The organism is Acinetobacter bereziniae, from assembly GCF_016576965.1.
Lineage (GTDB): Bacteria > Pseudomonadota > Gammaproteobacteria > Pseudomonadales > Moraxellaceae > Acinetobacter > Acinetobacter bereziniae.
The window spans coordinates 3800980-3815361 of sequence record NZ_CP066119.1 but is presented as its reverse complement, the minus strand read 5'-3'; the positions used below and the strand labels follow the sequence as shown (position 1 = coordinate 3815361).

Here is a 14382-nt window from a genome sequence, read left to right as displayed (position 1 = left end):
ATTTAAGTGATATCTCGCTTAATAGGAGTAACTGCAATGAATGCAAAAGTGAATATTTCAAACCGTGCTGGTGCAACCTTCCCTGTACGTCGTATGGATTTTAATTTTGACGATGTACCTGAATACTGGGCAAATGACTCTGCAGGTATTACACATTTCATGACGGCATTATCTGCTTTGTTCCCAGATGGTGAAAAGTTATTTATTGATTCTGTACGCGCAGTGCGTTATCACCCAGCAATTAAAGACAATCAAGCATTGCAAAAAGAAATCAGTGCTTTTATTGGTCAAGAAGCCATGCACACCAAAGAGCATGAAAACTTTAATGCATCCGCAAAACGATTTGGACACGATGTTGAGAAGTATGAACGTGAAACAGGTGCGCTTATTCAAGGTGCACGAAAATGGTTTGCAAGAGTTGTTAAACCATTTGGCATGACTCAAGAAATGGTTGATTTGACTGCGACAACAGCATTAGAACACTTTACTGCCACGATAGCCTCTCAACTATTGATAAATGAACATATTCAAAAGCTCATGACCGATCCAACCATGTCATATATGTGGTATTGGCATGCGGTAGAGGAAAATGAGCATAAAGCGGTGGCTTTTGATGTGTATGAAGCGGTCTTTGGTAAAGGCATTAAAGCTTATGGATTACGTACAACAGCCTTGGTGGTTTCAATGGTACTGATCTTTATGGCGCAATCTTCATTTGTTGTACGTCTATTAAAAGAGGATGGAAAGCTTAATCTAAAAGAGCTCGGCATCATTTATAAATATGCTTATAGCCCCTCAAAAGGCATTATTACAGGCATGACCAAAGAGATGTTGGCTTACTTTAAACCTGGATTTCATCCAAATGATTTAGATACAGTTAGTTTGCTTGAAACATGGAAAGCAAAATTAGGGCTTTAATGTTTCATTGAGAGCATTATCTAAGAGCAACATTTGTTGCTCTTTTTTATTCGACTAATTGTATAAATTACATATAATTCATTTTTTATATTGAGTTAATGAACGAAGATGATTCGTTTAATGCAAGCTTCAGATTTACATGTTGTGGCTGAAATTGAAAATCAAGTACAAAGCCATCCTTGGAAAATAAGTCAATTCGAGGAGTCCATCACAAGCTATGTGAGCACGGTAATTGAACAGAACCATCAAGTTGTTGGTTTTTGTATTTTGCAACCTGTGCTAGATGAGGCAAATCTATTACTCATGGCTATTCATCCAAGTCAGCAGGGGAGAGGGTTAGGTTATCAACTGTTAGAGGAATCGATAACCTTGTTAAAAAATAATCCTGTACAAATCTTTCTTGAAGTTCGTGAGTCAAATCAAGCAGCAATCGCATTGTACGAAAAATCTGGCTTTCATCAGATTGATTTGCGCAAAAACTACTATCCCAATAAAGATGGTAGCCGTGAGCATGCCATCATTATGGTCAAAACATGTAGTGATGATTTTTCGAAGTTATTTAAATAAAATGATTTAACAAAAATAGTTTAAATAACAGCTCAAGCCGATTATTTAATAATTGGCTCGTTCCACTCAGAAGGGAGTGTGGTCATTAACATATCGCCTAACTCTTGAATTTCTTTGGCGTCCAAATGTCGATTGATACGACGCCATTGTCCGTCTAGTAACAATTCAAATGGGGCATATTGGGATTTGTAATTCATTTTGTTGGCATGTGGAACCCAATAGCCTAAATAGACATAATCCAAGCTCAACGATTTAACATATTCGATTTGCTTTAGTATCGCAAAAACGCCAAGTGAGCGTTTGCTTTCACTTGGATCAAAGAAGGTATAGACCGCAGAGACACCATCATCCAATTGATCACAGGTAGACACACTGATTAAACGATCATCTTTCCACAGTTCAAGAAAGAAACTATTGGTACAGCTGTGGATCAAGAATTTTTCAAATTGATCATAGCTCGGAGGGAACATATCACCATCAGCATGCCGTTCAATAATATAACGTTCATAAAGCTGATAATGTATTTGCCTCGCCTCTTGGGTGGAAATAATTTTTACTGTGAGATCTTGATTGCGTTTCCATGCTTTTTTTTGCGCACTGTTCATTTGAAATTCAGCAACGGGGACGCGGCAAGATAAACATTGACGACACAGATGGCATTCAGGGCGATAAACAAAGTCACCACTGCGTCTAAAACCCACGCGTGATAATTCAGAAAGCGTGACCACATCAATGCGATGTACAGGATCGAGAAAAACCATACGTGCAGATTTATTTTCTAGATAGCTGCAATCATGGGGTGGAGTAATATAGTACTGTAAGTCGTTCAATAGGGACTTAGGATGATAAGAATTCATAAATCAGCCCCTCCTTTTATTGTCATTCCATTAAGCGCGAAAAATTCGCTATTGTTTTACTTGAAAATACACGCTCTTGATAACTTTTCCAATCTATAGGGGGCTGTTTTATTACATCTTGTAACGATTTAAGATATTCATGGCGAGAAAGTGTGCAAGCACCTAAGCTGATTAAGTGATCATTGACTAGCTGACAGTCAATCCATGGCAAATCATTTTCGCGACCTAAGAGCATCAGTGTATAAAACGCCATTTTAGAGACATCCGTTTGTGTGCTGAACATGGACTCACCAAAACAACCGTGCCCAATACTGACCCCATAAAGCCCACCAACAATTTTGTCTTGGTCCCAAACTTCAACACTATACGCATAACCCGCCTGAAAAAGCTGACAGTAACCTTGAATAATTTCTTCAGAAATCCAGGTTTCATCGGCATATTGACGGGGCAGTGAACACGAACGAATGACCTGTTCAAAAGCATGATTAATGGTGATTTGATAATCAAACTTTTTCATGTTGCGCAGCAGTGATTTGCTGGGCTTATAGTCTTGAGGACGAATAATACATCTTGGTTCAGGGCTCCACCAGCAAATCGGCTCACCTTCAGAAAACCACGGAAACAAACCATGGGTATAGGCTTCGTAGAGTGTTGATGGATCTAAATCTGCGCCAATACAAATTAAACCTTGTTCGTCTGGATCAGCTTCTATTGGATCGGGGAAAATAAATTGTGAAGGTGCTAATGAGTTCACGGAATATCATCAATAAAAAAAGATCAGCTTTATCTTAGCTGATCTTGAATAGAGATGTCTAAATAGAAGCTATGCAAAAAGTTTCAATTGTTGAGCAATTTTGAGTTTATCGCTGTCTAAAAAGAACTGTGCTTTTTCTTCAATAATTTTCAGGCTGGTTTCAGTGTCAGAAACAGGCTGCCCTTGTTTATCCAAGACCAACCATCTTAATTGTGTGAGGACATCCCAAACATATTGAGCAAACTCTGATGCAGAATTTAAACCATCAACAAAATGGGCACGATAGAAAAGTTGAGTAAACTGATCACTTGGGATACCAATTCCAGTTAGTGGGCATGCCAAAACCTGATAATTGGTATGATAACTGGCTTGTTCGAGGAAGTAGTGATTTAACTTTTGTGCTTGTTGTATTGTTTCGTCAGATAATTGGTGCTGACATGGCTGAGCTAAACCTAAGTGACACAAGATCACCAGCGCATTTAACAGTTTGGCATAGGTAATATCAGGCATGACTTGTTCGAGTTGAGCAAGGGTTTGTGGCTGATAGTCAGAATTTTTAAAGTGTGCGCCTAAAGGTTGGTAAACTTCTTGGAGCAAATCAAATTCACCTAAGTAGCCAGCAATAGTGGTAGGTAGCTTTTCAGGTGCAATCAATAGCACAAAAGCTGTATTTCTCAGACGATGTTGAATTTCGAGTGGGGTGAGGGTATTTTTACCACGAATAAAAAGATCTTTTCTAAATTGAGTGTTGGCAAAGTAATCTCTACATTGTTCTTTAAAGATCGGATGCTCAATGGTATTTAAAAACTGCTGGTGTTGATCACTAAAATTAATATTATCTAAATGGGTATTTAAATCAGTTGAACCTGCATAGGTCAGTTTAATTTCTTCTAGGATTCGTACCACTTGTTGAAATGAAAAACATTGCCAATCTTGATTGAGATATTCATGAACCAAATAATTGGGATTTTGTTTTTTGAGGTCTTGAACTTTATTGAGTGCATTGGGATTTCGTTGTGCAAATAACGGATTTTGAGTGAGTAAGGCTTCACTGAACTCAAGTGAGTCATTTACTTTTTGCAGTGGGTTGGTGCTGGTGCTGTTAAATTTAAAATGACTATGAAATAACTCTCGAATCGGCATATTGGCTGCCCAACCCGTTAAGCAATTATAACTGATATAGACAATCCCGTTTGGGCTTAAAAATTTTCGGATGAACTGTAAAATAATATGTTGGTTTTCATGACTGATCCAACTCCAAATACCATGCAGGCTGATGGAGTCAAACATCGGTAGATCTTTATTCAATAATTCTTCAAAACTGGCATCATAAAAATGGTGCGGAACTTGCGTTTGTTCAGCCAAAACATTGGCATGTGCTGCATGTGCAGGGTTGAAGTCAGTACCAAAAAATAAGCCGAAACTAGAAGTGGCATGGATATTCAGACTGACCCCTTGTCCAAAACCGAGTTCACAATGTTTATGATCATCTTTTGCAGGTGGGCAATCTACACCATTGAGTAGTAAACAAAATTTCTGATAATTGGGGCTAAGATCTTTGTAGTAGCCATAGGTGTAATTTACTTCAGTCTGGTAGCCATCGGTCCACGTTGTTGTCATCTTTTTTCCTATAATTGATATTTATTTAAAATCATTGATCTTGTTTATTTATAAATCAAAAATAGACAAACCGCCATGTAGGCGGTTTGTTTTTACAAAAATAATGAAATTATTCTAAGCCATCTAAATAACGGTCTGCGTCAAGTGCAGCCATACAGCCTGAACCTGCCGAAGTAATTGCTTGACGATACACATCATCAGCCACATCACCTGCAGCAAATACACCTGCAACAGATGTTGTTGTTGCATTACCTGCTGTACCACTGCGGACTTGGATATAGCCATTACGCAATTCAAGTTGATCTTCAAACATCGCAGTATTTGGTTTATGACCAATCGCAACAAACAGACCTGAAACATCAACGTCTTGTAATGAGTCATCTTGGGTTGATTTAAGACGTACAGAAGTTACGCCTGAGTTGCTGTCACCGAGAACTTCTTCAACCTGATGGTTCCAGATGATCGAAATTTTTCCTTCTTTAACTTTCTCATTGAGATGATCTTGAAGAATTTTTTCTGAGCGCAATTTGTCACGACGGTGTACAAGCGTTACATGTGATGCGATGTTGGAAAGATATAATGCTTCTTCGACCGCAGTATTACCGCCACCCACAACCATGACTTTTTGGTTTTTGTAAAAGAAACCATCACAAGTTGCACATGCACTGACACCTTGACCCATATAGGCTTGTTCTGACTCTAAACCTAAGTATTGTGCTGTTGCACCAGTCGCAATAATTAAAGCATCACAGGTGTATTCATCCATGTCGCCTTTGAGAACGAATGGACGCACTTTCAAATCAACTTCATTGATGTGATCGTAGAGTATTTCAGTACCAAAACGTTCAGCATGGGCTTGCATACGTTCCATCAATGCAGGACCTGTTAAACCTTCAGCATCGCCCGGCCAGTTTTCAACATCAGTCGTCGTGGTTAATTGACCACCCAACTGCATACCGGCAATCAATGTTGGCTTTAAGTTGGCGCGTGCTGCATATACTGCCGCACTATAACCCGCAGGACCAGAACCGAGAATAATCAACCGAGAGTGACGAGCGCTCATAAGTCATCCTTTTTATAAAAAATATAGCAATTGCTCGAATTATACGTGAAACTTGGTCAAAGTTGTGTGGCTTCAATGTCGATAATATTGATCATCTAAATCGAATTGAGCTATATAGAAAGACGAAATAAGTTTGTTGAGCATTTTCATGCAAATAAAACTTTAAATTTCTAACAATGCTTTACAACACAAGTAAATAATAGTGCATCTTTTTTTTAAGAACAGGTGCATAATATAAAAATTTCTTCTCTCAAGAAAAGCTTAAAAGCTTCAGAAAAGAGTAATTTGAATAATTGGTTACAGGATCGTATATGACTGCGGTGTCAAATGTTTATGCACAGCGCTTTTTAACAACAATATTCTTGATTTCATTTGGGATCTATCTGTTCCTTGCAACAGTGACTTATACCCCATTTGATCCAGGTTGGATGCATATTTCCAGTGATACACAACAGGTTTCAAATGCCAGTGGTGTTGCAGGTGCTTGGATTGCTGATTTATTGTTTGGTTTCTTAGGTTGGGCAAGTCTACTTATCCCTGTATTTATGTTTATTGAAGCCATACAAGTATGGTGGCCACGAAGCTTTGTGAGTCGTCCATTTCGTTATGCTGCTCAATTTTTCATTTTGCTGGCGACATCGAGTTTATTGTATTTGTTATGGAATGTGCCTGCAGATACATTGGCAAATGCCTCGGGTGGGATTATTGGCTATGAATTAGGTGAAAGTCTATCTCAACTGATGACCATCTATGGTGCTGTAATTTTTATCCTGATTTTACTCATTGTGTTATTTACTTTGGCTTTTGGAATCCAATGGAATAAAACATGGGCAATGTTGAAAGCCACACCTGCATATTTACAAGATTTATTTTATAAAAATGTGCCTGAAAGTGAGTCAGCCTATGATTTAACTTCACCACAAAAGAATAAAGTGCATTCGCATAAAGCTGAGCCGATTACAGCACAGGCAGAATTTACTGAAGCTGATCAAGAGCAACAGCCTAAAGAACATTTAATTGTTAAAAATACTAAACATAATCAAACGGCTGAGCGTTTGTTTGATGACATGATTGAACAAGAACATAAAGCTCATCAAGAGACTCACTTTGATCGAGATGATATCGATGATGAAACCTTGGAACGCACTTTAGAAAAGGCGCATCGTTTAGAACAAGACAGTCAACGTACGGTTTCATCTGGTGAAGTATGGAAAGCACTGAATCAAGATCAAGATCACAATCGTGATATAGATGCATTATTAAGAGCTTCAGAAGATCAAACTGAAAATAAATATCCTGATCATTTACCGCATGCACATACATCAGTAAGTCATGTGGAGACAAAACAAAAATCATCACTTGACTGGGATGATGATCAAGTTTTTGATGAATTATTATCTGTTGTTCCGAATGGGCAAACTGCAACAGATATTCATACACCATTCAATGCCAATACAGCACATACGCAAGTTGAATCTACAGATACAATTCAGCCCACCACGAGTTTTGCCAATGTTGCTGGAGCGACTGCACCGACTGTTGTGACAACATCAGGTTTAGCCCATGAACTGGATGAACTTGCTTCACTTGCTGATGATCCATTTGCTGAAGCACATGATATAACGCATTCAGAGCAGTCTTCCATTGAGCCTAGAACAACGGCTGAGGCAAGAACCACCAGTAGTTATGCCCAATCTTCGCCGTTTACCCGTGCCAATATTCAAACTCATTTAGCAGCATCAACTTTGGTGAGCGAAGAAGAGAAATCTCTGATTTCTTCCGATAAAGATGCGTTTAGGGAGGCGTGGCAAGAAACAGCAGGTAAACCTCAAGATGAATTGCAGACTGAGTTTGCAGAACTTGAAGATGACTTCGACTTAGATGCACCGCTTACAGACGCTTTTGGTCGACCAATGTCACGAGCAATGCAGGTTGCCCAAAAGCGTCGTGATTTACCTACTTTGCCAGGCTTTGAGTTACTGGATAAAGTTGATCCAAATAAAAAGGTTAACTTTACAGCTGAACAACTTTCACGTTTATCTGAATTGCTAGAAATTAAACTACAAGAATTCAATGTCAAAGCAAAAGTCATTGAAGCACAACCTGGACCTGTAGTAACACGTTTTGAGTTGGATCTTGCACCAGGCGTTAAAGCTTCCAAAGTCACCAATATTTCACGAGATTTAGCACGTTCAATGTCTATGGCTTCGGTGCGTGTTGTTGAAGTTATTCCAGGTAAACCGTATATCGGCATTGAAGTGCCCAATAGCAGCCGTGAAATGGTGCGTTTGATTGAGTTGCTTGAAACTCCTGCTTTTAGAGATCCAAACGGTTTGCTTTCAATGGCAATGGGTAAAGATATTTCAGGTAATCCAGTGATTACTGATTTAGGTAAAGCCCCCCATATGCTGGTTGCAGGGACAACGGGTTCGGGTAAGTCGGTTGCAGTTAACTCGATGATTTTATCGATGTTATTGAAATATACGCCAGACCAATTACGTTTGATTTTAATTGACCCTAAGCAATTAGAATTGGCAAATTATAATGATATTCCTCATTTATTGACCCCTGTTGTTACAGACATGAAAGATGCTGTAAGTGCTTTGAACTGGTGTGTAAATGAGATGGAACGTCGTTATAAACTGATGTCATTCTTGAAGATTCGTAAACTGGCGGACTATAACCGTAAAGTTGAAGAAGCTATTGCCAATGGCGAGGACTTGATTGACCCAACGTGGAAAGCCAGTGATTCTGCTACGCAGGAACGCGCACCACGTTTGCAACCTCTCCCATCTATTGTGATTGTGGCGGATGAATTTGCAGACATGATCATGCAGGTGGGCAAAAAGGCAGAAGAGATGATCACACGTCTGGCGCAAAAGTCACGTGCGGCTGGTATTCATTTACTGCTAGCGACACAACGTCCGTCTGTAGACGTAATTACAGGCTTAATTAAAGCCAACATTCCAACCCGTGTAGCATTACGCGTAAACAGTAAAATTGATTCACGCACAATTCTTGATGGTGGTGGTGCAGAAGATTTGCTCGGTCACGGTGACATGCTCTTCCTCGGGCCGGGTAAAATTGATCCCGAACGTGTGCATGGTGCATTTATTTCCGATGATGAAGTAAACCGCATTTGTGATGCGTGGCGTGAACGTGGTGAGCCAAATTATATCGATGAAATTCTTACCCCATTTGATGAGGAACCGACCTCACGTGGTTTTGAGGACGGGGATGGTGATCCAAACCGTGATGCACTGTATGACCAATGTGTTTCCTTTGTATTGGAAACCCGCAAGGTATCAGTATCATCGTTACAACGTAAGTTTAGCTTAGGTTATAACCGTGCTGCACGTATTGTCGATCAAATGCAAGAGCAGGGCATTGTCAGCGAACAAGGACCTAACGGTAAACGGGATATTCTGGTCTAACTCGATCAAGTTGCAATGGGTTTCGACCGATTGCAACTTCACTATTATATAAAAAATTTCAATTATACTTCGCATAAAAAGCTGAAATACATGTGTGGTAAAACATGAATTTTCACACTAATATAAAACAGCCATCTTTAAATGGAATTTAGCAAATGTTGATTGCATTAAGCACTTTAATCTTTATTCATTTTTGTGCACTCATCACCCCAGGTCCAGATTTTTTCCTCGTTTCTCAAACAGCAATAAGTCGTTCAAGAAAGCAATCTATCTTTGTCGTGCTTGGAATCACCGCAGGCGTGATGTTCTGGGCATTCTTCGCACTGATGGGGTTGAATATTATTTTTGAAAAAATGGCTTGGCTTCGACATGTCATTTTGGTGGTGGGTGGAATTTATTTGTGTTGGCTTGGCTATCAAATGTTGAAATCTGCATTGAGTAAAAAAGTGATGACAACTCAACATCATTTTGAGTTGCCGCAAAGCAACTTCCGCTTTTTTCTCAAAGGTTTTTTAACCAATTTATCTAATCCTAAAGCGGTGATTTATTTTGGTAGTGTTTTTTCTATCTTTTTAGCAAATCCAAATTTAGATGGATTACATTCATTATTATTTGTCATTGTGTCAATTGAGACTTTAATTTGGTTCAGCTTTGTGGCTTTTGTCTTTTCATTGCCAAGCTTTAAAGCAGCTTATCAAAGTGCCGCAAAATGGATTGATGGTGTGTCTGGTGGAATCTTTACATTGTTTGGGATTTATTTGATAGGCAATCATTGATCTTGTCTTGCATAAATAAAAAAACCTGCTTCAGCAGGTTTTTTTATTCAGTGTTCACAGAATACATCTTCAGCGATTGATTGGTTATTCAGCTGTTTTGCTTAACTGATATAGCTCGGCATTTGGACCTTCAATTTTTTCGCCTGTATCAAAACGACGTGCTTCCAGTATATTTTCACCCACGAAGTATTTACGTCCATCGGCATTTTTATCTAGACCGATAATCGATCCTGACTCATCAAAGCTAAAACTGCCTTGAGTTTTAAATGGTTTGCCTTCACCTTTAACCCCTTCATATTCTTCAATCAGTTCGTAAGTATGATCTGATTTGAGAATCAGTTTGGTTTTAATTCCTGAGCAATCAGCACATGGTAGTAAGCCAGTATATTCGCCCGCCCAGTCCAAACTATTTTGTGCATTGTGTTCAGAGTCAATAGTTGGTGTTGCTGCTTCATGAGATGCAGCAGCTTGAGTTTGTGCAGTTGTTTGAATATCTTCAGATGCTTGATGAGTCGGTTTAGAACAAGCACTTAAAGTTAACCCTAATAGTGAAATAACCAAGAGTGTTTTTTTCATCGTATCACCTAAATAGATAAGTTTTTATATCATGTTTTGTTTATGTCATTTGAACCAATAACGCAATGCATGGTTGAAATGTCAACAGATCCTAAGAATATAAGCTATCTCACTGATAAGAAATGTGAATTATGTAAGGAAATGCAGTGCAATGTAGTCTGTTTACTCAAGTTGAGCTACTATGTTGGTTCTGTTGTGGTGGTGTTATTTAAAGTTATGACTCATTTGGCTGAATATGTTGCTTGTATTTATGATATGCAAAGTAATCAAGAAACACGTAATGACCACCTCAAAATACAACATGTGGTTGAACAGTCTGAACAAACGCGTTTGAATGATATAACATTTACTCAGACCACTAAAATCTATACCTTTATTGATGGAACTCAAATAAAACAGACCATAGAACAGGACAATCAGCTTTTTGAAGTGGAAGCATGTTTGGAAAGTTGGACCGAGTATCAAGTCATTCACCAATCAAATAAAAATATTCATCCGCAAAAAATTCATTTTGATAATCATTGTCGTGAATTACATTGGATTCAGTATTTTAATTCAGTTAAAAATTGATATATGCAAATTCTTTGCAAAATTGATTTAATTTGGATGATTTACTGACAAGTTTAGCTTTTAATTATTTTTATACATTTATATATTAATCGTTTGTTTTATAGGCGATTTGCATTTTTATCTAGGATGATGATTGCTACAATCCTGCGCAAATTTTATCTGTTGGGGCGTAGGGTGTTTGAAAAATTAGCTGAGCGAAGTTTGGGATGGATGGGGTGGCAAATCGATAACCATTGGGATTTAAACATTGATCAATGCGTTATGATCGCTGCTCCACATACCAGCAATTGGGATGCACTCTATGCACGTTTAGCACTCAAAGCATTGGGTGTTCATGTTCGTATTACCATCAAAGATAGCTATATGAAATTGCCTTTTGGACCTTTTGTCCGCGCAATGGGCGGAATTGGTATTGATCGCCGTCCTAAGAAAGATGGTGAAGCTCGTCCAAGTATGGTTCAGTTGATGAGCGATTTATTTAAAAGCCATTCTAAATTGGTGATGCTAGTCACGCCAGAGGGAACACGTTCTAAACAGGAACAGTGGAAAACTGGCTTCTATCATGTGGCGATGAATGCAGGTGTGCCAATTGCATTGGCATATATGGATTATGCAAACAAAAAAACGGGTATTGGTAAAATTGTATATCCGACAGGAGACTATCAGCAGGATATGGCTGAAATCATGGCATTTTATGCGCAGATTAATCCCAAACATCCAGATTTATTTAGTGTGGATACGAGATTTATGCAAGAAGCTGAGTTTTAATCGACAACTTAGCTAAAATAATAAATACAATCTGTTGGACGTGATTTCATGGGAATAAGCGTTTTGCTTATTCCCTATTTTTGTTTGTCCCAAATAATTAGTGCTTTTCCGTTTGCACACCACCAAGTGATTCACATGCAGTCTTATAAATATCATATTGCTGTTGAACCACTTCATCTAAAGGAATTTTAAATAATTCCTCTCCTGACTTATAACGTTCAATGTAATCTGTGGCTTTTTCTTTACTCACAGCAAGTGAATGCTCGTGATAAAGATTAATTGCACTATGATTGAGTTCAGCGGTTTCTATATTGTTACATTGAAATTGGTTGAGAATTTTTTCAGCCGTTTTTATTTCACGAGATGTACCCAGTGCACATCCAGCCAAGAGAATAATGACACTGAATAATAAAAAGGCTTTCATTGTAGATATATAACAAAAAGAGATGCGAAATTTTAAGATGAATCCCTAATTAAAAATAGATTGAAATTGAACAATCGTCGGAATTGGATGGGTAATTGGTGAATAAAACGACAGGCAGCTTGGCGCGATAGTTTAAGTAATTATTCAATGCATCATTGTCAACAATACCACTTTGAAATGGATGAAGAGAAACAGGCATCTATCGGCTAATTTTTGCATTTTATATCACATCCGATTAAGTACAGATTTTGACTCAGCAAAACATGATTGATGAGTTACTTTGAAAATTCAGAACATCTACATCAATTTTTAAGAATTACTTATATGGTTGCCGTGGAGTATAAAAAATAAGCAATACACATAAAAGATTAGCTGTGAAAAACGGAAAAGCTTTTTGATGAATATGTATTTATGACTTTTTCAGAAATTTGAGCTGAATATTCATTGAGCGTAAGCAGGGATAAAACAATGAGTAATATTGTTTACTACAATACAAAAATTTATACCGTGAATGAATCACAACCTTGGGCGGAAGCCATGTGGGTCAAGGCGGGTAAAATTTTAGCAATAGGTGATCAAGATGAACTCTTGGCTTTGGCTGAGGGTGCAGAGCACTATGATTTAGCAGGAAAAATGGTTATGCCGGGTATACATGATGCGCATACTCATCTTTTAAAAGCAGCATTGCGTCGGTTGGAATATTCTTGCGAATTAAATGATCCCCAAACCTTAGATGAACTGGCACAACAACTAAAAACATACTGGGCAAAATATGCTTCAGAAAGAACATGGATTTTTGCAGGTCTCTACAATCCTTTAATTTTCACGGCAGACATATTGACACGTGAATGGTTAGATCAAGTGATTCCCCATGTACCAATTGTCATACATGATTTTTCATTTCATAACGTTATGGCGAATAGTCTCGCCTTAGAGCTTGCTGGCATTACCCGTGATACACCCAGCACAATACGAGCAAAAATCGGAAAAGATCCTTTAACTGGTGAACCCACAGGAATCTTACGTGAAGGGGCTTGGGTTAAATTATATATGGCTGCGCCTACTGAGAGTGCAGAACAGAATAAGCAAGCGCTTAAGATGGCGGCAAGTATTTGTAACCAATATGGCATAACTTCAACGCAGGAAGCCTCAGCAACACGTCCGTTCTTGATTGCGGCGCAAACTTTGGATGAAGCGCAGGAACTTACACTGGATTTGTTTTGTCATCTGCCTTGGCGAGCGGAAGTGGTGTCCCTAAGTGATCGTGAGGAAGATGAACAGGTCATTGCACAGCGCGAACAATATGCTTCAAAACGTGTCATGGTCAACGGTATTAAAGTCATGTTGGATGGTACGTCTATGGCGCCTACTTTTAGTCATGTACCTCTAGACCCAGTCACAGATCAGCCAATAACCTATAACTTACTTCTTGATTCAAATGAACTTACTGAAAAAATCCGTGAATGGACCAAGGCAGATTTGATTGTTAAGGCACATTGTACGGGGTATGGCTCCGTGCGTATTGCGCTGAATAATTATGAAAATGCAAATTATATCGAGCGAAAAGCAGGACATTTTCATGATATTGCACATGCTCATTATGTGTCTTTAAAAGATCGTCCCCGTTTTGGAGAACTCGGCATTATTGCTGAGATGTCTCCAGCAATTTGGCATATCCCTGAATATCAGCAAGCGCTAGGTAAAGCTTACGACTTTCGAAGTTTGTATGAAGCTGGTGCAATCATGACGGTGGGAACGGATTGGCTCTTACCCCCAACCCCTAATTTATTCCCAGCTTTAGCTGGCATTTTGCAACACGGTGATGAAAGTGTGCCATTGGAGGTGGCGCTACAAATGATGACTTTGAATGGTGCAATTGCCATAGGTCATCGCCATCGCACTGGAAGCTTAGAAATGGGTAAAGATGCAACTTTTATTGTTTTGGATCGCAATATTTTTGAGTCAACAGTAGAAGAAATTGCAGCGACTCAAGTCATCACCACTGTATTGCAAGGTCAGCATGTATTTCAGCGGACCAGTTAATACCGTTTAAAA

At 38.7% G+C, this 14382-nt stretch carries 13 protein-coding genes; 7 read left to right on the top strand and 6 right to left on the bottom strand.

Translation table 11 applies throughout. The features are described 5' to 3' along the window. The first annotated feature begins 36 nt into the window (after window positions 1-36). Both I9192_RS17755 and rimI read left to right on the top strand, forming a co-directional pair. Window positions 37-918 (top strand): metal-dependent hydrolase, encoded by an 882-nt coding sequence (locus I9192_RS17755; protein ID WP_005033594.1) that lies wholly within the window; start codon window positions 37-39, stop codon window positions 916-918. A gap of 108 nt (window positions 919-1026) precedes the next feature. After that, window positions 1027-1485, top strand: a complete 459-nt coding sequence (gene rimI / locus I9192_RS17750) for a ribosomal protein S18-alanine N-acetyltransferase (RefSeq protein WP_005033592.1) — start codon at window positions 1027-1029, stop codon at window positions 1483-1485. 41 nt (window positions 1486-1526) lie between these two features. On the opposite strand, the gene I9192_RS17745 is transcribed toward rimI, so the two are convergent. The 4 genes from I9192_RS17745 to trxB form a co-directional block, all read right to left on the bottom strand. Continuing rightward, window positions 1527-2342, bottom strand: coding sequence for an arginyltransferase (locus I9192_RS17745; protein WP_005033589.1), 816 nt, complete (start codon window positions 2340-2342; stop codon window positions 1527-1529). 22 nt (window positions 2343-2364) lie between these two features. Further along, window positions 2365-3096 carry a leucyl/phenylalanyl-tRNA--protein transferase gene (gene aat / locus I9192_RS17740; protein WP_005033587.1) on the bottom strand — a complete coding sequence of 244 codons (732 nt, stop codon included), beginning with the start codon at window positions 3094-3096 and terminating at the stop codon, window positions 2365-2367. Between the two features lie 69 nt (window positions 3097-3165). Further along, complete coding sequence (locus I9192_RS17735) at window positions 3166-4716, bottom strand: class I SAM-dependent methyltransferase (protein WP_005033585.1); 1551 nt, start codon at window positions 4714-4716, stop codon at window positions 3166-3168. A gap of 109 nt (window positions 4717-4825) precedes the next feature. Then, on the bottom strand, window positions 4826-5779 hold the full coding sequence (gene trxB, locus I9192_RS17730; protein WP_200149961.1) for a thioredoxin-disulfide reductase: 954 nt from the start codon (window positions 5777-5779) through the stop codon (window positions 4826-4828). 311 nt (window positions 5780-6090) lie between these two features. Between trxB and I9192_RS17725 the strand changes: the two genes are divergently transcribed. Both I9192_RS17725 and rhtC read left to right on the top strand, forming a co-directional pair. Then, entirely contained in the window at window positions 6091-9213 is a 3123-nt protein-coding gene (locus I9192_RS17725) for a DNA translocase FtsK (protein WP_005033581.1), read from the top strand. Window positions 9214-9368: 155 nt separating this feature from the next. After that, a complete protein-coding gene (rhtC, locus tag I9192_RS17720; RefSeq protein ID WP_005033578.1) occupies window positions 9369-9989 on the top strand; it encodes a threonine export protein RhtC in 621 nt (206 codons plus the stop codon). 84 nt (window positions 9990-10073) lie between these two features. Here rhtC and I9192_RS17715 read toward each other — a convergent pair whose 3' ends face one another. Then, window positions 10074-10565, bottom strand: a complete 492-nt coding sequence (locus I9192_RS17715) for a copper resistance protein NlpE (protein ID WP_005033576.1) — start codon at window positions 10563-10565, stop codon at window positions 10074-10076. Window positions 10566-10643: 78 nt separating this feature from the next. On the opposite strand from I9192_RS17715, the gene I9192_RS17710 reads away from it, so the two are divergent. After that, window positions 10644-11135, top strand: a complete 492-nt coding sequence (locus I9192_RS17710; protein ID WP_227567290.1) for a hypothetical protein — start codon at window positions 10644-10646, stop codon at window positions 11133-11135. Window positions 11136-11264: 129 nt separating this feature from the next. Next, window positions 11265-11903 carry a 1-acyl-sn-glycerol-3-phosphate acyltransferase gene (locus I9192_RS17705; RefSeq protein WP_005033572.1) on the top strand — a complete coding sequence of 213 codons (639 nt, stop codon included), beginning with the start codon at window positions 11265-11267 and terminating at the stop codon, window positions 11901-11903. Between the two features lie 97 nt (window positions 11904-12000). Here the strand turns inward: I9192_RS17705 and I9192_RS17700 are convergent, their stop codons facing one another. Further along, window positions 12001-12327: a hypothetical protein gene (locus I9192_RS17700; RefSeq protein WP_005033570.1), complete on the bottom strand. Its 327-nt coding sequence runs from the start codon at window positions 12325-12327 to the stop codon at window positions 12001-12003. A gap of 468 nt (window positions 12328-12795) precedes the next feature. On the opposite strand from I9192_RS17700, the gene I9192_RS17695 reads away from it, so the two are divergent. Beyond that, the gene (locus I9192_RS17695) at window positions 12796-14370 is read left to right on the top strand and encodes an amidohydrolase (protein WP_005033568.1); all 1575 of its coding nucleotides are present in this window, start codon (window positions 12796-12798) and stop codon (window positions 14368-14370) included. The last annotated feature ends 12 nt before the right edge of the window (window positions 14371-14382 follow it).

Coding starts and splice junctions, on each gene's coding strand:
- I9192_RS17695 (WP_005033568.1), top strand. CDS start 12,796: ATGAGTAATATTGTTTACTACAATACAAAAATTTATACCGTGAATGAA.
- I9192_RS17710 (WP_227567290.1), top strand. CDS start 10,644: ATGTCAACAGATCCTAAGAATATAAGCTATCTCACTGATAAGAAATGT.
- I9192_RS17755 (WP_005033594.1), top strand. CDS start 37: ATGAATGCAAAAGTGAATATTTCAAACCGTGCTGGTGCAACCTTCCCT.
- rhtC (WP_005033578.1), top strand. CDS start 9,369: ATGTTGATTGCATTAAGCACTTTAATCTTTATTCATTTTTGTGCACTC.
- rimI (WP_005033592.1), top strand. CDS start 1,027: ATGATTCGTTTAATGCAAGCTTCAGATTTACATGTTGTGGCTGAAATT.
- I9192_RS17745 (WP_005033589.1), bottom strand. CDS start 2,342: ATGAATTCTTATCATCCTAAGTCCCTATTGAACGACTTACAGTACTAT.
- I9192_RS17705 (WP_005033572.1), top strand. CDS start 11,265: ATGATTGCTACAATCCTGCGCAAATTTTATCTGTTGGGGCGTAGGGTG.
- I9192_RS17725 (WP_005033581.1), top strand. CDS start 6,091: ATGACTGCGGTGTCAAATGTTTATGCACAGCGCTTTTTAACAACAATA.
- trxB (WP_200149961.1), bottom strand. CDS start 5,779: ATGAGCGCTCGTCACTCTCGGTTGATTATTCTCGGTTCTGGTCCTGCG.
- I9192_RS17715 (WP_005033576.1), bottom strand. CDS start 10,565: ATGAAAAAAACACTCTTGGTTATTTCACTATTAGGGTTAACTTTAAGT.
- I9192_RS17735 (WP_005033585.1), bottom strand. CDS start 4,716: ATGACAACAACGTGGACCGATGGCTACCAGACTGAAGTAAATTACACC.
- I9192_RS17700 (WP_005033570.1), bottom strand. CDS start 12,327: ATGAAAGCCTTTTTATTATTCAGTGTCATTATTCTCTTGGCTGGATGT.